Source organism: Microbacterium sp. HA-8, from assembly GCF_046111165.1.
GTDB lineage: Bacteria > Actinomycetota > Actinomycetes > Actinomycetales > Microbacteriaceae > Microbacterium.
Map to the genome: position 1 here is coordinate 2,292,684 of NZ_CP162025.1, position 22,999 is coordinate 2,315,682.

Below are 22,999 nucleotides of genomic sequence, written 5' to 3' on the forward strand. Positions count from 1 at the left end.
TGCCGCGACGATCGACCGGTGGGCGCGTGCGCGGGGCCGTAGAATCGAGCGGATATGTCTCCCCGCGCCCTCACGCCCCTCGAGCCCGCCGCCACGCCGCCCGAGCGCATCCGAAACTTCTGCATCATCGCGCACATCGACCACGGCAAGTCGACGCTCGCCGACCGGATGCTGCAGATCACCGGGGTCGTCGCCGACCGCGACATGCGGGCCCAGTATCTCGACCGCATGGACATCGAGCGCGAACGCGGCATCACCATCAAGAGCCAGGCCGTGCGCATGCCGTGGACGGTCCCTTCGACGGGCTCAGGGACCGGGGGCTCGGGCTCAGGGACCGGGGGCTCGGGCTCAGGGACCGGCGCCGAGACGTTCGCCCTGAACATGATCGACACCCCCGGCCACGTCGACTTCACCTACGAGGTCAGCCGTTCACTCGCCGCCTGCGAGGGGGCGATCCTGCTGGTCGACGCGGCGCAGGGCATGGAGGCGCAGACCCTCGCCAACCTCTACCTGGCCCTCGAGAACGACCTGCAGATCATCCCCGTCCTCAACAAGATCGATCTGCCCGCCGCCGACCCGGACAAGTACGCGCGCGAACTCGCCAGCCTCATCGGCGGCAGCCCGGATGATGTGCTGCGGGTCAGCGGCAAGACCGGCATGGGCGTGGAGGATCTGCTCGACCGGGTGGTGGAGCAGATCCCCGCGCCGCAGGGTGATCCGACGGCGCCGTCGCGCGCGATGATCTTCGACTCCGTGTACGACTCGTATCGCGGCGTCATCACCTATGTGCGGGTCGTGGACGGGGCGCTGAGTCCGCGCGAGCGCATCCAGATGATGTCGACGCGCGCCGTGCACGAGCTGCTCGAGATCGGCGTCTCGTCGCCGGAGCCGACCCCGACGAAGGGTCTGGGCGTGGGCGAGGTCGGCTACCTGATCACGGGCGTGAAGGACGTGCGCCAGTCCAAGGTCGGCGACACGGTGACCAACGCCGCCAAGCCCTCGAAAGAGGCGCTGCCCGGCTACACCGACCCGAAGCCCATGGTCTTCTCGGGGCTGTACCCCATCGACGGCAGCGACTACCCGGTGCTGCGCGAGGCGCTCGACAAGTTGAAGCTGTCGGATGCTTCGCTCAACTACGAGCCCGAGACATCCGTCGCCCTCGGCTTCGGTTTCCGCTGCGGGTTCCTCGGATTGCTGCACCTCGAGATCGTGACCGAGCGGCTCGAGCGCGAGTTCGGTCTCGACCTCATCTCGACGGCGCCGTCCGTGACGTACGAGGTGATGACCGATGACAAGAAGACCTTCACGGTCACGAACCCGAGCGAATTCCCCTCTGGCACCAAGATCGCAAGCGTCACCGAGCCGATGGTCAAGGCCGCGATCCTCGCGCCGAAGGACTACGTCGGCACGATCATGGAGTTGTGCCAGCAGCGGCGCGGCACGCTCTTGGGCATGGAATACCTCGGCGAGGACCGCGTCGAGATCCGCTACTCGATCCCGCTCGGTGAGATCGTGTTCGACTTCTTCGACCACCTCAAGTCCAAGACGGCCGGGTATGCGTCGCTCGACTACGAGCCCAGCGGTTCCCAGGAGGCCGACCTGGTGAAGGTCGACATCCTGCTGCAGGGCGAGGCGGTCGACGCCTTCAGCGCGATCGTCCATCGCGACAAGGCCTACGCCTACGGTGTGCTGATGACCGAGCGTCTCAAGAAGCTCATTCCCCGCCAGCAGTTCGAAGTGCCCATCCAAGCCGCGATCGGCGCGCGCATCATCGCCCGCGAATCGATCCGCGCCATGCGCAAAGACGTCCTCGCCAAGTGCTACGGCGGCGACATCAGCCGCAAGCGCAAACTGCTCGAGAAGCAGAAGGAAGGCAAGAAGCGCATGAAGATGGTCGGCCGCGTCGAGGTGCCCCAGGAAGCCTTCATCGCGGCGCTGTCGGGGGATGTCGAGGCGAAGGCGAAGTAGGGTGGAGCGCATGCGCCGCGGGAGCTTCCGGGATGACACCGTCGACTACGCGGCCGTCGGGGCAACCCAAGCGGCCGACCTGATGCACTTTCCGCCCGAGCGCAGCATCCCCGCCGAGGAGACGCTGCGCATCGGCTCGGGTGAGGCGAGGTTCCACTCCGCCGGCGAGTCCCTGCTCTCGTGGGCGGCTCTGAAGGGCGCGGGTCTGCGCCTGTCGGATGTGCGTCCCGCGGCCGGTCCGATGTACACCGGTGTCGGCTTCGATGACGAGGGCAACCCGGTCGCCCCCGCCCGCAGTGAGAGTGAGCAGCGCTTCGACGCGGACGGCACGCCGTTCGTCGGCGCGGGTACGACCGTGCACGTACGAGGCCGGGCCGGCGGGATGAAGGCGGATGCCGAGCTGCGCGTGATCTTCGTCGTGGAGGAGCCGCGGCGCATCGGGTTCGCCCTCGGCACGGTCGGAGGATCGGTGGTCAGTGGCGAGGAGTCGTTCATGCTCGACTGGCGCACGAACGATGAGGTGTGGTTCACGGTCCGCGCGTTCGATGCGCCCACCGGTCTGCTCCACCGGGTGCTGCCGGGGCTCACCCGCCGTCGGCGCAAGGCCCTGTTCACCGGCTACCTGCGCGCCATCTCACCGATGTACAGCACACCCTCCTGACGTGGCCGGTCCTCTTCCCCCGGGCGATCCCGCTCCGGCCGACGGTCTGCTGCCCGCCGACGTCGCCGTCGACGCCCGCGCCCCGTTCGGCGTCTACCTGCACGTGCCCTTCTGCCGCGTGCGATGCGGCTACTGCGATTTCAACACCTACACCGCGACGGAGCTGCGCGGTACGACCCAGGCCGCGTACGCCGACACGGTGCTGCAGGAGGTCGCCCTGGCGCGCCGTGTGCGTGACGCGGTGACCGACAGCCGCCCCGTGCACACGGTCTTCTTCGGTGGGGGCACGCCGACGCTGCTGCCGCCGGGAGACCTCGCGCGCATGCTCGACGGTGTGCGCGAGGCGTTCGGCGTCGAAGCGGGCGCCGAGATCACGGTCGAGGCGAATCCCGACACGCTCAGCCGCGATGTCGCCGACGCCCTGGCCGCGGCCGGGGTCACCCGGGTCTCGATCGGCATGCAGTCCAGCGTGCCTCACGTCCTCGCGACCCTCGACCGCACCCACGACCCGCGCAACGTCGCCACCGCCGTGGCCGCGGCGCGCGAAGCCTCGCTCGATGTCAGTCTCGACCTGATCTACGGCACGCCGGGGGAGTCCCTGGCCGACTGGGAGCGATCGCTCGAGACCGCCCTCGCGCTGCGCCCCGATCACCTGTCGGCGTATGCGCTCATCGTCGAAGACGGCACTCCGCTGGCTCGGCGCATCCGCCGCGGTGAACTCGAGGCGCCGGACGACGACCTGCAGGCCGACATGTACGAGCTCGCCGACGGGATGCTGTCCGCCGAGGGGTTCTCCTGGTACGAGATCAGCAACTGGGCCCGAAATCCGCACGCCCGCTCGGAGCACAACCTGGGCTACTGGCGGGGCGGCGACTGGTGGGGCTTCGGCCCCGGCGCCCACAGTCATGTCGCCGGCGTGCGCTGGTGGAACGTGAAGCACCCCGCCGCGTACGCGCAGCGTCTCGCCGCCGACACGTCTCCCGCCGCCGCCCGGGAGCGGCCGGATCCTGCCACCGCAGAACTCGAGCGCGTGCTGCTTCGCACCAGGATCAGCGAGGGCCTGCCGCTCGATTCGTTGGCGCCGTCGGGCCGGCGCGCCGTGGCGGGCCTGATCGCGGACGGCCTCGTGGACCCCGCCGCGGCGCTCGGCGGGCTGGTGCGCCCGACACTGCGGGGTCGGCTTCTCGCGGACGCCGTGGTCCGCGCCCTCGTCGCGGACTGACCCGGTCCCGCTGCGCCTCGCGCGGGCCCTTCCCGGGTCGGGCTAGAATTGGCACTCAGACTTCTCGAGTGCCAGCATCCGGAGGGGGAGCCATGGTCAGCGAACGCGGACTGCAGGTGCTCCGTGCCATCGTGCAGGACTACGTCGAGACCCACGAGCCGGTGGGCAGCAAGTCGATCGTGGATCGGCACGCGTTCGGCGTCTCGGCCGCGACGATCCGCAACGACATGGCGCTGCTCGAGGACGAAGAGCTCATCGCGGCCCCGCACACCTCCTCGGGGCGCGTGCCCACAGACAAGGGCTATCGCGTGTTCGTCGATCATCTCGCCGAGGTGCGGCCCCTCTCGCCGGCCCAGCGCAGCGCCATCTCCACCTTCCTCGGAGACCCGGGCGATCTCGACGACATGCTCGCCCGCACTGTGCGTGTGCTCTCGCAGCTGACCGGTCAGGTCGCGATCGTGCAGTACCCCTCGTTCGCGCGCGCGACGATCACGCACGTCGAGCTCGTCGGTCTGGCCCCGACGCGGTTGCTCGTGATCATCGTCACCGACACGGGCCGGGTCTCGCAGCGCATCGCCGGCCTCTCGGCGCCGCTCGGCGACGACGAGATCCCGATCCTGCGCGCGCGGGTGACGACCCTGATCTCCGGGATGCCGGTGGGCGATGCCTCCGACCGGGTCGATGCGCTGCGCTCCGTGCCGCAGCAGGCTCCCGCGCCCGTGGAGGCTGCCCTGCTGCAGATCGCGCACGTCGTCTCCGAGGAGCTGGAGGAGTTCCGCCAGGATCGCCTCCTGATGGCGGGTGCCGCAAACCTCGCGCGGCGGGAGTCCGACTTCCGCGGCAGCATCTATCCGCTGCTCGAGGCGATCGAGGAGCAGGTCACGCTGCTGCGACTGATGACGGAGATGGTCGCGGACTCGCAGGGGCTCGCCGCGAGCATCGGTCGTGAGAACGAGCCGTGGGGTCTCGGCGAGGCATCCATCGTGACGAGCGACTACGAGACCTCCGGCACCGTCGCCCGCGTGGGGGTGCTGGGGCCGACCCGCATGGACTACCCGAGCAACCTCGCGACGGCGAGGGCCGTCGCCCGCTACCTGTCGCGACTGCTCGACGAAGACGAGAACCGGCGCTGACGCGCCCCGCCCGCCGCGCCCGCGTCGGCGGGCGCTACCTGTGAAAGGCGAATGTGGCTGACCATTACGAGGTGCTGGGTGTCGCGCGCGACGCGAGCACCGAAGAGATCAAGAAGGCCTACCGCAGGCTCGCTCGCGAGCTGCACCCCGATGTGAACCCCGGGGCTGATGCGTCCGAACGCTTCAAGCTGGTCACGCACGCCTACGACGTGCTCAGCAACCCCGAGGAGCGTCGCAAATACGACGTGGGCGGCGATCAGGCCTTCGGCGGCGCCGGGGGATTCGGCGGCTTCGGCGACATCTTCGAGACGTTCTTCGGCGGCGCGGGCGGGGGGCGGGGTGCGCGTCCCCGGTCGCGCCGTGAGCGTGGTCAGGACGCGCTCGTGCGAGTCACCCTCGAACTGGCCGATGTCGTCTTCGGCACCCACCGCGACCTCGAGGTCGACACGGCCGTGCTGTGCGAGACCTGTCAGGGATCCTGCTGTCAGCCCGGCACTCAGCCGGTGACGTGCGACATCTGCCGCGGCAGTGGACACGTGCAGCGCACGGTCCGCAGCCTTCTCGGCAACGTCGTCACCAACCAGCCGTGCGCCAGCTGCCAGGGGTACGGCACGACGATCCCGTACCCGTGCTCCACCTGCCAGGGTCAGGGGCGCGTCCGTTCGCGCCGCACGGTTTCGCTCGACATCCCCTCGGGCGTGGAGACGGGGCTGCGCCTGCAGCTGCCGGGGTCGGGCGAGGTCGGCCCTGCCGGCGGTCCGCACGGCGATTTGTACATCGAGGTGTCGGTGGCTCCGAACGAGGTGTTCAGCCGCGAGGGTGATGACCTGCTCGCGACGCTCGAGGTGTCGATGCCCGACGCGATCCTCGGCACCACGACGACGATCCAGAGCCTCGACGGCCCCGTCGAGCTCGAGGTGCGTCCCGGTGTCCAGGCCGGCGATGTGCTGACGATCAAGGGCCGCGGCATCACTCCGCTGCGGGGATCGCAGCGCGGTGACCTCCGCGTGGGCGTGCAGGTGGTCACGCCCACCCGGCTCGACGGCAAGGAGCGGGCACTGGTGGAGGAGCTGCGCAAGCGCACGAAGGCGCCCGCGCCCCAGCTCGCCCACTTCCACCAGGGTGTGTTCGCCAAGCTCCGCGACCGGTTCCGGAACGGCTGATGCCGCTGCACTTCGTGCAGGACGGCGCCGGTTCTTCGGAAGTGGGGGATGCCGTCGTCCTGACGGGTGCCGAGGCGCACCACGCCGCGGCGGTGCGCCGCGTTCGCGTCGGCGAACAGGTCACGGTCGGAGACGGGCGCGGTGTCTGGCTCGAGGGCGAGTGCGAGGCGGTGTCGCCGAAAGAGGTCGTCGTGCGTGTCGACTCGCGCCGATTCGTCGAGCCCCCGCATCCACGGGTCGTGCTCGTGCAGGCCCTCGCGAAGGGGGACCGCGACGAGTTGGCGGTGCAGTCCGCGACGGAGCTGGGCGTCGATGCGATCGTGCCGTGGCAGGCTGCGCGCAGCATCTCGAGGTGGGACGCGGCGAAGGCGGTCAAGGGCGTCGCGCGCTGGCAGAGCATCGCGCGCGAGGCTGCCAAGCAGGCCCATCGCGCGTGGCTGCCGGAAGTGGAGGATCCCGTCACGACCGCCGAGCTCGCCTCCCGCGCCGCGATCTCCCTCGTGCTGGTGCTCGAACCCACCGCCGACGAGCCCCTCACCGCGCTCGAGGCCATCGCGGCAGAGCGCGGCGACATCCTTCTCGTGGTCGGACCCGAGGGCGGGATCGCGCCCGAGGAGCTCGAACGGCTGCAGCGGGCGGGAGCGCGGACGGTGCGACTGGGGGACACGGTGCTGCGCACCTCGACGGCCGGACCCGCCGCGCTGGCGGTCGTCAGCGCCGCCCTCGGCCGCTGGTGAGTCGGCCTCGGTAGACTGGCGTGGTGTCAGACGAACCCTCGATCTTCACGAAGATCCTCCACGGCGACATCCCCGCCGAGATCATCGCCGAGACCGAGAACGTCTTCGCGATCCGCGACATCGCTCCGCAGGCGCCCGTGCATCTGCTGGTGATCCCGAAGCGGCAGACCTACCGCAACGTGGTCGAGCTCGCCGCGGGCGATCCGGGGTTGCTGGCCGAGGTCGTCGGTGTGGCCAACACCCTCGCCGCGCAGCACGCGGGCGGTGACTTCCGGCTGGTGTTCAACACGGGCGCCGAGGCGGGCCAGACGGTCTTCCACGTGCACGCGCACGTGCTGGGCGGCGGCCTCGCAGAGGGGAGCCTCGGTGGCTGACGCCGATTCCGAGATCGTCACCGAGCGTCTCCTCGCCGACGGCGTGGCGATGGTGCAGCTGCTCGGCCCGCAGGACCGCCTGCTCCGGGTCGTGGAGCGCGAGCACCCCGATGTCGACGTGCACGTGCGAGGCAACGAGATCGCGCTGAGCGGCACAGTCGAGGCCGTCGCGGCGGCGCGCACCCTCGTCGAGGAGCTGCTGACCATGACCAAGTCGGGCCACGCTCTCGGACCCACCGACGTCTCCTCGTCGGCGCGCATCCTCGGCCGAGACGGTCAGCGCCCCTCCGAAGTCCTCGGCGAGGCCATCCTGACCTCCCGTGGGCGGGCGATCCGCCCCAAGACCCTCGGACAGAAGGCGTACGTCGACGCGATCGAGCTCAACACGATCGTGTTCGGCATCGGTCCGGCAGGTACGGGAAAGACCTACCTGGCCATGGCGAAGGCTGTCCAGGCGCTGCAGCGCAAGGAGGTCAGCCGCATCATCCTGACCCGCCCCGCGGTCGAGGCGGGCGAGCGCCTGGGATTTCTGCCGGGCACGCTCAACGACAAGATCGATCCCTATCTGCGCCCTCTCTACGACGCGCTCAACGAGATGATGGATCCCGAGATCGTGCCCAAGCTCATGGCCACCGGCACGATCGAGGTGGCGCCCCTGGCCTACATGCGCGGTCGAACGCTCAACGACTCCTTCGTCGTCCTCGACGAAGCGCAGAACACCACGCCCGAGCAGATGAAGATGTTCCTCACACGGCTCGGCTTCAACACGCGCATGGTCGTCACCGGCGACATCACGCAGGTCGACCTTCCCGGCGGCAGCTCCGGCCTGCGGCTCGTGACCCGGGTGCTCGACGGCATCGACGACATCCACTTCGCGCGCCTCACGAGCGAGGACGTCGTGCGCCACACTCTGGTGGGCAAGATCGTCGATGCCTACAGCGCGTTCGACGAACAGCGCGCGGCGGCGCGGCACGAGCGCGAGCAGGCGGCCGAGTTCGCGAACCGCGCCGAACGCCGCTCGTCGACCCGACCCCTCGGTCCGAAGGACCGCCTGCCCAAGCGAGGCCGCTCATGACCATCGAGATCACCAACGAGTCCGGGTTCACGGTCGACGAGCCCAAGCTGCTGCGTCTCATGGAGCACCATCTCGCCGAGCTGCACGTCAGTCCCGAGGCGGATGTCGCGATCATCCTCGTCGACGAGGGCGCGATGGAGGCGCTGCACGTGCAGTGGATGGATGAGCCCGGGCCCACCGACGTGCTGAGCTTTCCGATGGACGAGCTGCGGCCCGGCACCGAGGATGTGCCCACCCCGCCCGGCCTGCTCGGAGACATCGTGCTGTGCCCGCAGGTGGCCGAGACCCAGGCGCGCGACAATGGGCAGTCCACCGAAGACGAGCTGCTCATGCTCACGACGCACGGGCTGCTGCATCTGCTCGGCTTCGATCACGCCGAACCCGACGAAGAGCGCGAGATGTTCGGTCTGCAGAAGGAGCTGCTGGTGGGCTTCGCGATGCGTGAGCGTCGCCGGCGCCGCGCATGACGCCGCTTCTGCTGATCATCGCTTCGGCGGTGCTCGTGGCCTTCGCGGGACTGATGGCCGCTCTCGAGGCCGCGTTGGGCGTGACGTCCCGGGGCGATCTTGTCGACTGGTCAGTGGGCGCGCGGACGGCGCGGTCTCTGCGCCGCATCGCCGAACAGCCCGATGCGCACACGAACGCGGTCGTCTTCATCCGCATCCTGGCCGAGACCGCCGCCGCAGTGTTCGTCACGACGGCGCTGACGATCATCTTCGGGTCGATCTGGTGGGCGATGCTGGCCGCGGTCGTGCTGATGACGGGAGCGAGCTTCGTGCTCGTCGGCGCGAGCCCGCGCTCGGTCGGGCGTCAGCACGCGACGGGGCTGCTCAAGACCTGCGCGCCGATCATCCGCTTCGTCCGCGTGATCCTGGGACCCCTGGCGAATGCGCTCGTCGCGGCCGCCAACCGCTCGACACCCGGGGGACGCAGCGCCGCCCCCTTCGCCTCCGAAGAGCAGCTGCTGAGCATGGTCGACGAGGCGGTCGAGGCCGACCTCATCGAGGACGAGGACCGCGAGCTCATTCACTCGGTGTTCGATTTCACCGACACCTTCGTCCGTGCGGTGATGATCCCGCGCACCGACATGGTGACCCTCGACGCGGGGGCATCGTCCGACGAGGCGATGGCGCTGTTGCTGCGCACGGGTGTGTCGCGGCTTCCCCTCGTCGAGGGCGATGACGACGACGTGGTCGGGATGCTGTACCTCAAGGACCTCGTGCAGTTCAGTTTCGGCGCGGTCGATGGCTGGCGCATGCACGGCGTGCGCGGCATCGCGCGCCCCGCGGTGTTCGTGCCGGAATCGATGATGGCCTCGACGCTTCTCGCGCAGATGAAGCGGGACGCGGTGCACGTGTGCATGGTCGTGGACGAGTACGGCGGCATCGCGGGACTCGTGACCCTCGAGGACCTCATCGAGGAGCTCGTGGGCGACATCGCCGACGAGTACGATCTGCCGCAGAACGAAGTGGTCGAGTTGGCCCCCGGGCAGTACCGCGTGAGCACCCGGCTCTCGCTGGACGACCTCGGCGATCTCTTCCACATCGAGCTCGAGGACGATGACGTCGACTCGGTCGGTGGTCTGTTCGGCAAGGCGCTCGGTCGAGTGCCGCAGCCGGGTGCGCAGGCCACGCACAGCGGCATCCGCATGACCGGCGGCGCCTCGCGGGGGCGCGGGCGCGGCATCAGCACGGTGTTCGTGGAGGCGACGCCCGAGCTTGCCGCCGCCGAGGAGGCATTCCTCGCGCTGTCGACGGGCGAGATCGCGACCGTGGACGGCAGAGAGGCGCGAGAGTCGCGCGAGAGCAAGAAACGCCGAGGAGAATCGCGTGACTGAGGACTCCGAAGAATTCCGCAGCGGCTTCGTGACCTTCGTCGGTCGGCCCAATGTGGGAAAGTCGACGCTCACGAACGCCCTCGTCGGCGAGAAGGTCGCCATCACGAGCGACAAGCCGCAGACGACGCGCCGCGCGATCCGGGGCATCGTCAACCGTCCCGCGGGTCAGCTCGTCGTCGTCGACACCCCTGGACTGCACAAGCCCCGCACACTTCTCGGCCAGCGCCTGAACGATCTCGTCGAACAGGTGCTCGGCGATGTCGATGTCATTGGCTTCTGCGTCCCCGCCGACGAGAAGGTGGGCCCGGGCGACCGGCGAATCGCCGAGTCCCTCGACGGATACGGCAGGGCGAAGAAGGTCGCGATCGTCACCAAGACCGACGCGGCGGGCCGCGACCAGATCACCGAGCGATTGCTCGAGGTCGATGCCCTCCGCGAGGACTGGGCGGCCGTCATCCCGCTCTCTGCGCTGACCGACGATCAGCTCGACGTGCTCTCCGACGAGCTGCTCGCGCTCATGCCCCCGGGTCCGGCCCTGTACGAGGCGGGTGTCGTGACCGACGAGTCGATCGAGGACCGCATCGCCGAGATCATCCGCGAATCCGCTCTCGAGGGTGTGCGAGACGAGCTGCCGCACTCCATCGCGGTGACGATCTCGGACATGGCACCGCGCGAGGATTCGGACCTGACCGATATCTGGGCGGACCTGGTCGTCGAGCGCGACAGTCAGAAGGCGATCATCATCGGCCACCGTGGTTCGCGGCTGCGGGATGTCGGGGCTCGTGCCCGCGCGCAGATCGAGCCGCTCGTGGGCACGCGTGTCTTCCTGAGCCTGCACGTGCGCGTCGCGAAGGAGTGGCAGCGCGACCCCAAGCAACTGCGGCGCCTCGGGTTCTAGGGTCGGCCGGTCGGTCGGGTTCGAACCCCTACTTGCGAACGGATGCGATTGAACCGTCAGGTCGGCTTCGACTCGCCGGGTGGAGCCGTGCAGATGTTTCGGCTGCGGACCGGGTGAAGTACTTCCTTCGAAGCGGGGACTTCCTTTTCCCTCCTGCACCGCGCCTTCCGCGGAGAGCTGTAGCCCACCTATGCAGCGAGCGGCGGGCGGCCGAGGCTCCCCGGCCGCCCGCATCGGGAATCAGTCGACCTTCGTCCAGTCGCCGCAGTGCTTCGACATGAAGTCCTGTCCGTCGCCCGAGCGGTAGATCGACCAAGAGCAGGTGTCGGTCGACGACGTCGCACGGCATGTGCCGGGCTCCAGCCGACTCGCGCTCGTACGCGCCTTCGGCGGGGTTGGTGCGGCGCTGGGCGTCGTCGTCGGGCGTGCTGTCGAGTGTGCTGTCGGACATGATCATGCTCTTTCGTCGGGCCTGACGCGATGCCGCTGTGCGCCACCGGCGGATGGCCAGTCGCGCAGTTGATCATGGGGCTCCGACATCGCCCGCGATTCACGTGCGTCTGACGACCCGGTCGAGCAGTCTCGTCTTCGAGGCGGTGGCGGCGCGCCAGGTGGGTCGGCCTTCGATCCAGGTGGGGGCGAGCACTTCGGGGACGCCGTGGTTCATGCGGATGCGCCAGCCGTGGTGGTCGAGGTGGCGGTGGTGGTACCAGCACAGCAGGACGCCGTTGTCGGTGTGAGTCGGGCCGCCCCGGGAGTGTTCGGTGACGTGGTGGATTTCGCACCAGCCCGCCGGTACCCCGCATCCGGGGATGATGCAGCCGCCGTCTCGGAGGGCGATGGCGCGGCGTTGGTGGCGGTTGAAGATGCGTTCTTCGGTGCCGATCTTGCGGATGCGTCCGTTGTGGCCGAGCATGACGCGTTGGATGACGCCGGCGCAGCCGGCGTGCTGTGCGGCGGCGCGTGAGACGGGTTCGTCGGCGCCTTCGACGTGCGCCCACCCGTTCTGGGTGAGGAGGTCTTCGGCGCGCACCGAGACGACCAGCGTTGGGGCGGCGCCGCCGATCGTCGGAAGGAGCCTGCTGGACGCGGCGACGGTGAGGACGGTCGCCAGGGCGTCGTGCATCTTCTGCGCACGGGTCCGCCCATCCGTCCCGTCATCAGGGGTGATCTCGTCGGAGGGCCGGAACATCACCGACCCCTCACCGTCGCGCACGCGTGGCGAGGTGATCGCGTCGAAGGCGAACTGCAGTTGTGCGGCGATCTCGGGCAGCATTGCGCCGCGGATCGGCACCACGCCATCGGTGGTGCGGCCCAACGTGAGGCCCCGCAGGCGGAGTGCCCGTGCTTCGCGGGGCTCCGCGCCGTCCTGATCGAGTGCCGCGCACCACACCTGCGCCTGCACGCGGAGTTGATCCGCAGTCGCCGGGGGAGCGGCAGCCGGTCCCTCACCGCGCGCTTCCGCAGCCAGCACGGCGTCTGCCATCCGCACGTCATCGAGCGGGACCCGGTCCGACATTGCATCCAACGGCCCGGCGACAGCGAGCAGTCCGTCCAGCCCGATGGTGCCGTCCATCAGCGTCGCGCGGATCGCGGGGAGCAGGGGTGGCAGGGGGTCGCCGTTGAACGCCTCCCGCACCCGCACCGGCTTCGCCCCCCGCTGCAGCCGCCCCACGGTCGCCGGTGCCAGGCGCGTGGTGCGCTGGACGAGCTCGCTCACGTCATGGCACCCGTATCGGGACGTCATCCGCAGTTCCCGGTCGCGCTGCACCGACCGGCGGGCCACCTCGCCCGTCGCCTCGACGAGGACGGCATCCGTCACCCTCTGGAGCTCGGCAGCCAGAGCGAGCGCACGCATGATCTGGTCATCGGACGCGTGAAGCACACCACCCTCGCCGAGGGCGGATCGCACCCGGTCGCGTACGGGCTCGATGACCTCTTGGAGGTGTTCGAGCAGTGCGTCCATACCCACAATTCTGCCGGGGGCCACCGACATTCGAACCCCGGATTACCCCAGTCCAGAAGAGAAATCCCGAAGAACATCCGATCAACGTCGCTGCTGATTCAGTGACTCTGCCGAGCTCTTCACCGGCTGGATCTACGACGCAGAAGCGCTCCCGCGCCCCTATGACTCGTCGTTCGCCGGGCTCTCACGCGCCATAGAGTTCACCGCGGCCGCCGGCCGCCCCGTCACTCTCAAGCTCGACGTCATCCGCACGATCGGCAACGACGCCGTGCACAAGGAGGCCCCCGTACCGATCGACCGTGCGCTGTCCTCGCTCGAGCAGCTCCATCAGGTGCTGCTGTGGCTCGCGCACTCCTACGGCGATCGGGATTCGCGCCGCCCGCGTGAGATCCCTCCCTCGTTCCTCCGCCGCTCGCGGGCGTCGTCATCCGCGCGCGCCGACCTCGAACGTCTTCAGGCGCAGAACGAGGCGAAGGACCGAGAGCTCTACATCGATCTGCTCCTGAACGAGGCGGGGCGGAAGCTCGACGAGAAGCGCGACCGCGAATGGCCGGTCTCCGGCATGCCGACGCCCTGGAGCGCGAGTTCGGACAGCGTCCGCTCATCTATGCCATCAACGGCTACGAGCACTGGCTCTGGGACGGGCAAGACGCGCACAGCGATCGCGCTGGTCGACGTGATGCAGCGTGCCAACTGGGCCAAGCGCGTGCTTTTCCTCGCCGATCGTACCGCCCTGGTCCGTCAAGCAGCGCACGCGTTCAAGATGCATCTGACCGACAGCGCCACCATGAACCTGATCGACGACAACGACACCGAAGGACGCGTCACAACACCTCCCGGCTGTTCGAGCTCGAGGACGGCGTGCCGACCGACGCATTCGAACTCGATGAAGCGATCACGGGCGGTTATCTCCTGCCACCCGTCGCCCGGCCGATCGAGCGCGGCTTCATGACCCGCCCGCAACAGCCCGCATCGCCGAGCGGATCACGACGGCGCCCTCGCCGTAGGTTGCATCCGCCGCGTCCTGCAGGGTTCCGTCGTCCCAGACGACATCCACCCACAGCCATCCGTTCTCGGGGTACGAGGCGAGCAGGCTGTCGCCGAGCAGTGCAGGCAGAGCATCCTGCATATCCGCCACCTCGGCGTCGTCCGCTGTTCCCGGTTCGCCGCCCGTCGGATCCGCCGGTGCCATCGGGTCGTACAGGGCGAGCATCACCGGATCGCCGGTCACCGCGAACGACGACCCGTCGTACCTGCCCTGCACGGCGTAGGCGCCCCACGTCACATCGCCCGACGTCTCCCACCCCTCGATCCCGTCCCACGACCACCCCTCGACCGGGATGCCGCTGCACTGCGGCGGGTAAGACTCGGCGATCGGGCCGAGGCACAGCTCGGCCGCGCCCCCGACATCCATCACGGTGCCCTGTGCCATCACCTCGCCGGCGGGCGGCGACGGCGCGTCCCACACGACCGCTCCGCCCGGAGAAGCTGTCGCACAGCCGACGAGCAGGAGAACGAATGCGGTGGCCAGGGCGCCGGCGGCGAGGAAACGGCTCATACCCGGGAGTGTCAGGGCGCGCGGGATCGTCTCACGTCGACGCATCCCTGCTACCATCGGTCCCATGCGTTTGCGCGGGCTTCTCCTCCTTAGCCGCCGCGACGAGGCTTCGATCTAGGGCCTTTCTCGTCGCGGAGCTTGTCGTTGGCCCCCACCAGTTCGATCAGAGAAGCGACGACATCATGGAGAACACCCAGAAGACCTCGGGGATGCCGGTGCACAAGTACCGCCCCTATCACGAGCAGATCCGCGTCGATCTGCCCGACCGCACCTGGCCGAGCACGCGGATCACGCAGGCGCCACGCTGGTGCGCCGTCGACCTGCGCGACGGCAATCAGGCCCTCATCGACCCGATGAGTCCCGAACGCAAGCGCGTCATGTTCGAGCTGCTGGTCAAGATGGGCTACAAGGAGATCGAGGTCGGGTTCCCCTCCGCGAGCCAGACGGACTTCGACTTCGTCCGGCAGCTGATCGACGAAGACCTCATTCCGGACGACGTCACGATCCAGGTGCTCACCCAGGCACGGGATCACCTCATCGCCCGGACCTACGAGTCCATCGCGGGTGCCAAGCAGGCCATCGTCCATCTGTACAACTCCACGAGCATCCTGCAGCGCGAGGTCGTGTTCCGCACCGACCGGCAGGGCATCATCGACATCGCGCTCGAGGGTGCCCGCCTGTGCCGGGAGCACGAGAAGAGCATCCCCGAGACGAAGGTGCTCTACGAGTACTCGCCCGAGAGCTACACCGGCACCGAGCTGGAGTTCGCGCTCGATGTCTGCAACCAGGTTCTCGAGGTCTTCGAGCCCCGTCCCGACCGCAAGGTCATCATCAACCTGCCCGCAACGGTCGAGATGGCGACGCCCAACGTCTACGCCGACTCGATCGAGTGGATGAGTCGTCACCTGAACCACCGCGAGAACGTGATCCTCTCGCTGCACCCGCACAACGACCGCGGAACCGCGGTCGCCGCGGCCGAGCTGGGGTACATGGCCGGCGCCGACCGCATCGAGGGGTGCCTGTTCGGCAACGGCGAGCGCACCGGCAACGTCGATCTCGTGGCGCTGGGCGTCAACCTGTTCACGCAGGGCATCGACCCGCAGATCGACTTCAGCGACATCGACCAGGTCAAGCGCACCGTCGAGTACTGCAACCAGCTCCCCGTGCCCGAACGCAGCCCCTGGGCCGGCGACCTCGTCTTCACCGCGTTCAGCGGATCGCATCAGGATGCCATCAAGAAGGGTTTCGAGGCGATGGATGCCCGGGCCGCGGCCGAGGGCGTCTCGGTCGACGAGCTCGAGTGGGCGGTTCCGTACCTGCCGATCGATCCGAAGGACCTGGGCCGCTCGTACGAGGCCGTCATCCGCGTCAACTCGCAGTCCGGTAAGGGGGGCGTCGCCTATCTGCTGAAGAGCGACCACGCGATCGACCTGCCGCGGAAGCTCCAGATCGAGTTCTCGGGTGTCGTGCAGGCGAAGACGGATGCCGAGGGCGGCGAGGTCTCGAGCGATCAGATCTGGTCCATCTTCCGCGACGAGTACCTGCCGGCCGACGAGGCCGACTCGCGCTGGGGCCGGTTCGAGCTGCTGGCGACGCGCACGCAGAGCGACATGAGCGGCGATGTCTCCCTCGAGGTCACGCTGCGTGACGGCAATGAGCGGTTCGAGGCATCCGGTCACGGCAATGGCCCTGTCGCGGCGTTCCTCGAGGTCGTGCGCGCACAGGGCTTCGACGTGACCGTGTACGACTACGTCGAGCACGCTCTCAGCGCCGGCGGCGACGCTCAGGCCGCGGCCTACGTCGAACTCCAGATCGACGGCGAGCGCCTGTGGGGCGTCGGCATCGACGGAGACATCTCGACCGCGAGCCTCAAGGCGATCGTGTCGGGTGTCAACCGCGCGATCCGCACGCGTCAGCTCGAGTCGCGCCTCGCCGCCGTCTGATCAGTCCGGTCGCCGCACGATCGGCAGGGCGCCGGTCTCCGCCGCGACACGGCGGCGATAGAGCACGCGCTGCTCGGGCAACGACAGGTCGAAGACCACCGCCAGCACGCGGATGACCGCCGTGAGCGCGATCCCGGCGATCGCGGCGGGCACGATCGGCACCCCGATCGTCGCGGCGCCGGCTAGCAGCAGGCAGCCGGCGCCCGCGGCGACGGCATAGAGCGAGCCGACGTGCATGATGGCGACGGGCAGCCCCATGATCACGTCGCGCAGCACCGATCCCCCTACGGCCGCGCACACGCCCACGAAGACCGCGGGAACGAGCGGCAGACCGACGGCGAGGGCCTTGCTGGTGCCGAAGGCGCCGAACATGCCGATGACAACGGCATCCAGCCCCACGATCAGAGCGCTCAGTCGCTGGAAAACTCCGGCCAGGAGCATTCCGACCAGCGCGGCGCCTGTGGCCGTGAGCAGGTACCAATTGCTCTGCAGCGTCGAGGGTGGAAGACCGAGCAGCAGGTCGCGGATGAGGCCGCCGCCCATGCCGATCAGGATGCCGATGATCGCGACGCCGAGCAGATCGAGTCGACGCTGCCCGCGGAATCCGGAGGCGAACAGCGCCCCCTGCACACCGCCCAGGCCGACGGCCGTGAGATCTGCCCAGAGCGGGATGACGAAGAGGGGCTGGTCCACGCATCCATTCTCGCTCGCGCGCCCTCGCCGGACAGGTCGCCCGCGCGGCGATAATGGTCCGATGCCCACCTTCCGCGACGAGGTCGTGGTCCTGCGCACCCACAAGCTGGGCGAGGCCGACAGGATCGTGACGATGCTCAGTCGTCGGCATGGAAAGCTGCGTGCCGTGGCGAAGGGGGTGCGCCGCACCTCGTCGCGCTTCGGATCTCGTCTGGAGCCCTTCATGGTCGCGGACGTTCAGCTGTACGCCGGCCGCTCCCTCGACATCGTGCAGCAGGCCGAGAGCATCGGGGCATACGGGGCCGACATCGTCGTCCACTACGACCGCTACACCGCGGCCAACGCGATGGTCGAGACCGCCGACCGACTGAACGAGGCCGAGGCGACGGCGCAGCAGTACCTCCTGCTCGTGGGCGGTCTGCGTGCGCTGGCCCGGGGCGATCACGGGTCCCGCCCGATCCTCGACTCCTACCTGCTGCGCGCCATGGCGCTGTCGGGTTGGGCGCCCAGTCTCGCCGCGTGCGGGCGCTGCGGGGCTCCGGGGCCGCACGACACGTTCGTCGCCCAGCTCGGCGGCATCGTCTGCCGCTCCTGCGCGCCTACGGGCAGCGCACGGATCGGATCCGGTGCCGTCGCAACGCTCGAGGCGCTGATGACGGGGGAGTGGCGGCTGGTCGAGTCCGCGGAATCCCGCGATCTTGCGGCGGCGTCGGGCGTGATCGCCGCATACACGCAATGGCACCTCGAGCGCGGCATCCGTTCCCTTTCGCATCTGGAGGCACCCCGATGAGTCCCAAGCCGTACACGCATCGGGATGCCGTGGCCTATCGTCCGCTCGATTGGACCGGTGTCCATCCGCCCGCCTTTGCGCGCGGGAGTGTTCCGGAGCACGTCGCCATCGTGATGGACGGCAACGGCCGGTGGGCGAACAGGCGCGGGCTCTCGCGCGTCGAGGGACACAGAGCGGGAGAGGCGGCGCTCCTCGATGTCGTGGCGGGCGCCATCCAGGCCGGCGTGAAGCACCTGAGCGTCTACGCGTTCTCGACCGAGAACTGGACGCGTTCGCCCGATGAGGTGCGATTTCTCATGGGCTTCAACCGCGATGTGCTGCACCGGCGCCGCGATCAGCTGAACGAATGGGGGGTGCGCGTGCGCTGGGCGGGCCGCAAGCCGCGCCTGTGGGGGTCGGTGATCAAGGAGCTGCAGTACGCCGAGGAGCTCACCGCCGACAACGACGTCCTGACATTGACGATGTGTGTCAACTACGGCGGGCGCGTCGAGCTGGTCGACGCGATGCGTTCCATCGCCGACGATGTCTCCGCGGGCCGCCTCAAGCCCTCGGCGGTGACGGAGAAGCTGATCCGTCGTCGCCTGTACATCCCCGACATGCCGGACGTCGACCTGTTCGTGCGTTCCAGCGGCGAGCAGCGGACCTCGAACTTCCTGCTCTGGGAGTCCGCCTACGCCGAGTTCGTCTTTCTCGACACGCTGTGGCCCGACTTCTCGCGCGTCGATCTCTGGGATGCGATCGGGATGTACCTCGACCGCGACCGACGTTTCGGCGGCGCGATCGACCAGCCGGACGCGCCCGCGCTCTGACGCCCGATCGCCCCCTGGGCGCGGGGCGCGCACGGGTGTATCGTTCGCCGCATCACCCACTCCTATCGAGTGAGGGGCGACGACGGTCGTCGCCGCTCAGGGAGGTGCGACGTGGACCGACACCGCCGGGAACCGGCCATCCGGGCCGCCGTGATCCTGTGCGCGCTCGTTCTCGGGCTCGCGGGATGCGCGGCGGCAGAGGATGACCCGGTGGATGCTCCGGTCGCGGTCGATGTGCCCGATCCCGGCCCGCAGTCGCCCCCCGATCAGGGGGAAGAGGGCGACGCCGTCGAGGACGGCGAGGCCGATCCCGCGCAGCAGACCCGTCGGAGCGGCATCGCGACGAACTTCGGCGGCCCCGCGCACGGCGATCAGGGCACGACCGATCTGGGTGACGGGACGTGGTGTCAGGGGGTCGCGCTGTTCTGGGGAGCGCAGGTGCCCGAAGGCGTGCGATTCACCGTCGACGGCGGCGCCGCGGACGCGGAGGGAATCGCGCTGGGTCGCGGTGCATGCGGTGATGTGGGCACCGACGGCGCGTGCATCGGCCTCGTTCTCTGGCACGACGATCAGACACTGTTCTGCAGTGTGCCCCTCATCCCCGCCGAGGGCTTCACGAACGGCACTCAACTCGCGCTCGTGGGAACGCTGGAATGCGAGGAGGCGACGGACTGCGATGCCGTCATCGCCCGCGAGATCGACGCGGGACCGCCCATCTTCGTCTGCGATCCGGTGTTCGTCGCCGAGGGAAACGTCTGCGATGCCACGGCCCGTGAGAGCGGCTGAGAAGGTGATCGACGAGGGTCCCGCCCGCGCGGCGGACGCGGACGCCGCGCACGGGCTGGGGTTCGAGCGATGGGTCGGCTTCCTCACGACGTTCGTCGCCCCGGCGACCTTTCTCACCGGGCTGCTGTTCTACTTCGGCTACGTCTCGTCTCGAGAGTTCTTCCTGTATTTCGGTGTGGACATCGACGCGATCGGACTGAGTTCGCAGGAGATCGTGATGCGCAGCCCCGGAGTGCTGTTCGTCCCCGTCATGGTCGTCCTCCTCATCGCCGCCGCTCTCGTCGTCGCGCATCGCATCACGCGGGCCCGCGTGCGCGAGATGTCCGAAGCCGGACGTCGCCGAGTGATCGCGGGGCTTGCCGGTGCAGGGGTCGCTGTGCTGATGGCGGGGCTCGTGCTGGCCTTCCTGTTCGCGCCGCTCGGTGCCTGGCCGCTGTATCCCTTCCTCACCCCTCTCCTGCTCGCCGTCGGCGCCGGCCTCGCCGGCTACGCCGCATCGACGGCGCGGGTGCTGCGCGGCGGGGGCGCGGGGCGCAGCACCGTCATCCTCCTCGTGAGCGTCATGGTCGCGGGGACCTTCTGGTCGGCCGCGACCGTGGCCCAGTGGTGGGGTCTCGGGCAGGCTCGCGCACTCGCCGCCGACCTCGGCGCGCTGCCGGCTGTGGTGTTGGATACGTCGGAGCGGCTGTACCCGGGTAACCCGGCGATCACCGCGCAGCCGCTCGAGGTCGCCGACGAGGGGCAGGTCTTCCGTTATCGGTACTTCGGATTGCGCCTGCTGGTGCACGGGGGTGACCGGCTGTTCCTCGTGCCCGATGCGTGGTCGGCCGACGCGTCCACGATCGTCCTGGCCGATGACGAAGCCGTGCGGGTCCGCTTCCGTTTTTTCCCCGACGAGGATCCTCCGACATGACGCATGTACGTGCCGGGGAATACATGCACGGAGTCGGCGGTTGTCCCGGGTGTGACGGATGCCATCAAGATCGACGTGTGGAGCGACATCGCCTGCCCCTGGTGCTACATCGGCAAGCGCAATCTCGAGGCGGGGCTTGCGCAGGCCGCGACCGATGACGACGCTCCGGTCGTGGAGGTCGTCTACCACTCCTACGAGCTCTCGCCGGACACCCCGGTGGATTTCGAGGGCGATGAGCTGGACTACCTGGCCGGACACAAGGGGGTTCCCCGCGAGCAGGTACGGGAGATGCTCGACCGGGTCACCGGCGTCGCCGCCGAGGCGGGTCTCGCCTATCGCTTCGACCTGCTGCGGCACACCAACACCGTGAAGGCGCATGAGCTGCTGCACGCGGCGAAGGCCCGCGGTCGTCAGCACGAGATGGCCGAACGCCTCATGGCAGCGTACTTCACCGAAGGTCGTCACGTCGGCCGCATCGAGGAGCTGGTCGACCTCGCCGTCGAAGCGGGACTCGACGGCGACGCCGTGCGCGCCGAGCTCGACGCGCAGACTCATCTGCCGGCGGTGCGTGCCGACCAGGAACAGGCCCGGGCCTTCGGCATCACCGGGGTGCCCTTCTTCGTGATCGACGGCAAGTACGGTGTCAGCGGGGCGCAGCCCGCCGACGCCTTCGCACAGATCGCGCGCCAGGTGTGGGGCGAACACCGCGACGCCGACCGCGCACCGGCCGAGGTCTGACCCGTCGCCCGCTCAGCGCGGCAGGTGGGCCTCGATGATCTCGACCACCTCGGGGTCATCGGGCTTCACCGAGGGGCGGAATCGGTGCACCCGCCCCGACGGAGTGATCACGAACTTCTCGAAGTTCCACAGGATCGGGCCATGCCCGCCCTCGGCGTCCTCGGCACGCTTGAGCGCCTTGTAGAGAGGGGCGGCTTTGGGGCCGTTGACCTTCACCTTGTCGAAGACGGGGAATGAGACGCCCCACGTGGTGGCGCAGTAGTCCAGGATCTGCTCCATGGAGCCGGGCTCCTGGCCCATGAACTGATTGCACGGAAAGCCGAGCACCGAGAAGCCTCGCTCGCCGTAGGTGCGCTGCAGCTGTTCCAGCTGCTCGTACTGAGGAGTGAGCCCGCATTTCGAGGCGACGTTCACGACGAGAAGGACGCTGTCGCCGAAATCCGCGAGCCGCGCCTGGCTGCCGTCGGCGGCGACGAAGGGGATGTCACGGATGTCCACAGCGCTCTCGACACTCATGACTCCACCATACGGGCGCCTACCGGAGGGAAGGCCGCTCGCGTCTGGGAGAATGGTCGGGTGACAGCATCCGCCCTCGCTTCCGCGCCCGCGCTGCGGATCGGCCCCCTCGATCTCGATGTGCCGGTCGTCCTCGCGCCTATGGCGGGCATCACCAACACCGCGTTCCGGCGACTGTGCCGCGAGTACGGAGCCGGGCTCTACGTCAGCGAGATGATCACCTCCCGCGCGCTGGTGGAGCGCAACGACACCACCATGCGTCTCATCCGTCACCACGAGTCCGAGACTCCGCGGTCGATCCAGCTGTACGGCGTCGACCCCGCCACCGTCGCCGAAGCGGTGCGGATCATCGTCGCGGAGGACCACGCCGACCACATCGACCTGAACTTCGGCTGCCCCGTGCCCAAGGTCACGCGCAAGGGCGGCGGCGCGGCGCTGCCCTGGAAGACCGAGCCCTTCCGCGAGATCGTGGAGCGCGCGGCGAAGGCTTCGGGTCCCCTTCCGCTGACGGTGAAGATGCGCAAGGGCATCGACGACGATCATCTGACCTATCTCGAGGCCGGTCGCATCGCCGAGGGTGCGGGGGCGGCCGCGGTTGCACTGCACGCGCGCACCGCGGCGCAGTTCTACTCCGGCCAGGCCGATTGGTCGGCGATCACGCGTCTCGTCGAGACCGTCACGAGCATTCCGGTGCTCGGCAACGGCGACATCTGGTCGGCCGACGACGCGGTGCGGATGCGCGAGGAGACGGGATGCGCGGGCGTCGTCGTGGGTCGCGGGTGCCTGGGCCGTCCGTGGCTGTTCGGGGAGCTGGCGACGGCGTTCGGCGCCGACGCCCCGCCCGTGGACGCGACACTCGGCTTCGTCGCGTCCGCGTTCCGGCGGCACGCCGAGCTGCTCGTGGAGTTCTTCGACGACGAGGGACGCGGATGTCGCGATATCCGCAAGCACGTCGCCTGGTACTTCAAGGGCTATCCGGTCGGCGGTGACACCCGGGCGGCGCTGGCCACGGCATCCTCCCTCGAGGAGATCGACGCGCTGCTGGCGACGCTCGATCGCGACGCGCCGTATCCGGGTGCCGCGGCCGAGGGACAACGGGGCCGCGCGGGCACGCCGAAGCGGCCGGCACTGCCCGACCGCTGGCTCGAGTCTCGGCTGCTCGATGACAACACGACGGCGGGCCTGGCAGCCGCGGAGCTGGACCACAGTGGCGGTTGAG

23 protein-coding genes are annotated in these 22,999 nt (G+C 69.2%); 19 read left to right on the top strand and 4 right to left on the bottom strand.

Annotation, left to right across the window (positions count from 1 at the left end; genetic code table 11):
- Positions 1-54 precede the first annotated feature (54 nt).
- From lepA to era, 11 genes are all read left to right on the top strand, one after another.
- A complete protein-coding gene (lepA, locus tag AB2L57_RS10955; protein ID WP_409047096.1) occupies positions 55-1,968 on the top strand; it encodes a translation elongation factor 4 in 1,914 nt (637 codons plus the stop codon).
- Positions 1,969-1,978: 10 nt separating this feature from the next.
- Complete coding sequence (locus AB2L57_RS10960; protein ID WP_292813692.1) at positions 1,979-2,629, top strand: DUF1990 family protein; 651 nt, start codon at positions 1,979-1,981, stop codon at positions 2,627-2,629.
- A gap of 1 nt (position 2,630) precedes the next feature.
- The gene (hemW, locus tag AB2L57_RS10965) at positions 2,631-3,851 is read left to right on the top strand and encodes a radical SAM family heme chaperone HemW (protein WP_292813695.1); all 1,221 of its coding nucleotides are present in this window, start codon (positions 2,631-2,633) and stop codon (positions 3,849-3,851) included.
- Positions 3,852-3,943: 92 nt separating this feature from the next.
- Complete coding sequence (gene hrcA, locus AB2L57_RS10970) at positions 3,944-4,984, top strand: heat-inducible transcriptional repressor HrcA (RefSeq protein WP_292813722.1); 1,041 nt, start codon at positions 3,944-3,946, stop codon at positions 4,982-4,984.
- A gap of 53 nt (positions 4,985-5,037) precedes the next feature.
- Positions 5,038-6,147: a molecular chaperone DnaJ gene (gene dnaJ, locus AB2L57_RS10975; RefSeq protein WP_292813698.1), complete on the top strand. Its 1,110-nt coding sequence runs from the start codon at positions 5,038-5,040 to the stop codon at positions 6,145-6,147.
- The gene (locus tag AB2L57_RS10980) at positions 6,147-6,884 is read left to right on the top strand and encodes a 16S rRNA (uracil(1498)-N(3))-methyltransferase (protein ID WP_292813701.1); all 738 of its coding nucleotides are present in this window, start codon (positions 6,147-6,149) and stop codon (positions 6,882-6,884) included. Before dnaJ ends, AB2L57_RS10980 begins: the two co-directional genes overlap by 1 nt.
- 23 nt (positions 6,885-6,907) lie before the next feature.
- A complete protein-coding gene (locus AB2L57_RS10985) occupies positions 6,908-7,258 on the top strand; it encodes an HIT domain-containing protein (RefSeq protein ID WP_292813703.1) in 351 nt (116 codons plus the stop codon).
- Positions 7,259-7,307: 49 nt separating this feature from the next.
- Positions 7,308-8,333: a PhoH family protein gene (locus AB2L57_RS10990; RefSeq protein ID WP_409048619.1), complete on the top strand. Its 1,026-nt coding sequence runs from the start codon at positions 7,308-7,310 to the stop codon at positions 8,331-8,333.
- Positions 8,330-8,800, top strand: coding sequence for an rRNA maturation RNase YbeY (ybeY, locus tag AB2L57_RS10995; protein WP_292813708.1), 471 nt, complete (start codon positions 8,330-8,332; stop codon positions 8,798-8,800). Before AB2L57_RS10990 ends, ybeY begins: the two co-directional genes overlap by 4 nt.
- Positions 8,797-10,170: a hemolysin family protein gene (locus AB2L57_RS11000; protein ID WP_409047097.1), complete on the top strand. Its 1,374-nt coding sequence runs from the start codon at positions 8,797-8,799 to the stop codon at positions 10,168-10,170. The genes ybeY and AB2L57_RS11000 overlap by 4 nt, the downstream gene beginning before the upstream one ends.
- Entirely contained in the window at positions 10,163-11,068 is a 906-nt protein-coding gene (gene era / locus AB2L57_RS11005) for a GTPase Era (RefSeq protein WP_292813714.1), read from the top strand. The genes AB2L57_RS11000 and era overlap by 8 nt, the downstream gene beginning before the upstream one ends.
- Positions 11,069-11,618: 550 nt before the next feature.
- On the opposite strand, the gene AB2L57_RS11010 is transcribed toward era, so the two are convergent.
- On the bottom strand, positions 11,619-13,034 hold the full coding sequence (locus AB2L57_RS11010) for an HNH endonuclease signature motif containing protein (RefSeq protein ID WP_292813717.1): 1,416 nt from the start codon (positions 13,032-13,034) through the stop codon (positions 11,619-11,621).
- 268 nt (positions 13,035-13,302) lie between these two features.
- Here AB2L57_RS11010 and AB2L57_RS11015 point away from each other — a divergent pair, with 268 nt between their 5' ends.
- Positions 13,303-13,986: a DEAD/DEAH box helicase family protein gene (locus AB2L57_RS11015; protein WP_409047098.1), complete on the top strand. Its 684-nt coding sequence runs from the start codon at positions 13,303-13,305 to the stop codon at positions 13,984-13,986.
- Here the strand turns inward: AB2L57_RS11015 and AB2L57_RS11020 are convergent.
- Positions 13,981-14,592, bottom strand: a complete 612-nt coding sequence (locus tag AB2L57_RS11020) for a hypothetical protein (RefSeq protein ID WP_409047099.1) — start codon at positions 14,590-14,592, stop codon at positions 13,981-13,983. The genes AB2L57_RS11015 and AB2L57_RS11020 overlap by 6 nt on opposite strands.
- A gap of 182 nt (positions 14,593-14,774) precedes the next feature.
- On the opposite strand from AB2L57_RS11020, the gene leuA reads away from it, so the two are divergent.
- Entirely contained in the window at positions 14,775-16,535 is a 1,761-nt protein-coding gene (gene leuA, locus AB2L57_RS11025) for a 2-isopropylmalate synthase (RefSeq protein ID WP_409047100.1), read from the top strand.
- Here leuA and AB2L57_RS11030 read toward each other — a convergent pair whose 3' ends face one another.
- Entirely contained in the window at positions 16,536-17,228 is a 693-nt protein-coding gene (locus AB2L57_RS11030) for a trimeric intracellular cation channel family protein (RefSeq protein WP_409047101.1), read from the bottom strand.
- 61 nt (positions 17,229-17,289) lie between these two features.
- Here AB2L57_RS11030 and recO point away from each other — a divergent pair, with 61 nt between their 5' ends.
- The 5 genes from recO (at position 17,290) to AB2L57_RS11055 (ending at position 21,264) form a co-directional block, all read left to right on the top strand.
- A complete protein-coding gene (gene recO, locus AB2L57_RS11035) occupies positions 17,290-18,018 on the top strand; it encodes a DNA repair protein RecO (protein WP_292812973.1) in 729 nt (242 codons plus the stop codon).
- The gene (locus AB2L57_RS11040; protein ID WP_409047102.1) at positions 18,015-18,827 is read left to right on the top strand and encodes an isoprenyl transferase; all 813 of its coding nucleotides are present in this window, start codon (positions 18,015-18,017) and stop codon (positions 18,825-18,827) included. Before recO ends, AB2L57_RS11040 begins: the two co-directional genes overlap by 4 nt.
- Positions 18,828-18,938: 111 nt before the next feature.
- Positions 18,939-19,613: a hypothetical protein gene (locus tag AB2L57_RS11045; RefSeq protein ID WP_409047103.1), complete on the top strand. Its 675-nt coding sequence runs from the start codon at positions 18,939-18,941 to the stop codon at positions 19,611-19,613.
- Positions 19,600-20,526 (top strand): hypothetical protein, encoded by a 927-nt coding sequence (locus tag AB2L57_RS11050; protein ID WP_292812982.1) that lies wholly within the window; start codon positions 19,600-19,602, stop codon positions 20,524-20,526. The genes AB2L57_RS11045 and AB2L57_RS11050 overlap by 14 nt, the downstream gene beginning before the upstream one ends.
- Positions 20,527-20,577: 51 nt before the next feature.
- Complete coding sequence (locus AB2L57_RS11055) at positions 20,578-21,264, top strand: DsbA family protein (protein WP_292812984.1); 687 nt, start codon at positions 20,578-20,580, stop codon at positions 21,262-21,264.
- A 12-nt stretch (positions 21,265-21,276) separates the two neighbouring features.
- On the opposite strand, the gene AB2L57_RS11060 is transcribed toward AB2L57_RS11055, so the two are convergent.
- On the bottom strand, positions 21,277-21,780 hold the full coding sequence (locus tag AB2L57_RS11060; RefSeq protein WP_292812987.1) for a glutathione peroxidase: 504 nt from the start codon (positions 21,778-21,780) through the stop codon (positions 21,277-21,279).
- 60 nt (positions 21,781-21,840) lie between these two features.
- Between AB2L57_RS11060 and dusB the strand changes: the two genes are divergently transcribed.
- A complete protein-coding gene (dusB, locus tag AB2L57_RS11065) occupies positions 21,841-22,998 on the top strand; it encodes a tRNA dihydrouridine synthase DusB (RefSeq protein ID WP_409047104.1) in 1,158 nt (385 codons plus the stop codon).
- The last annotated feature ends 1 nt before the right edge of the window (position 22,999 follow it).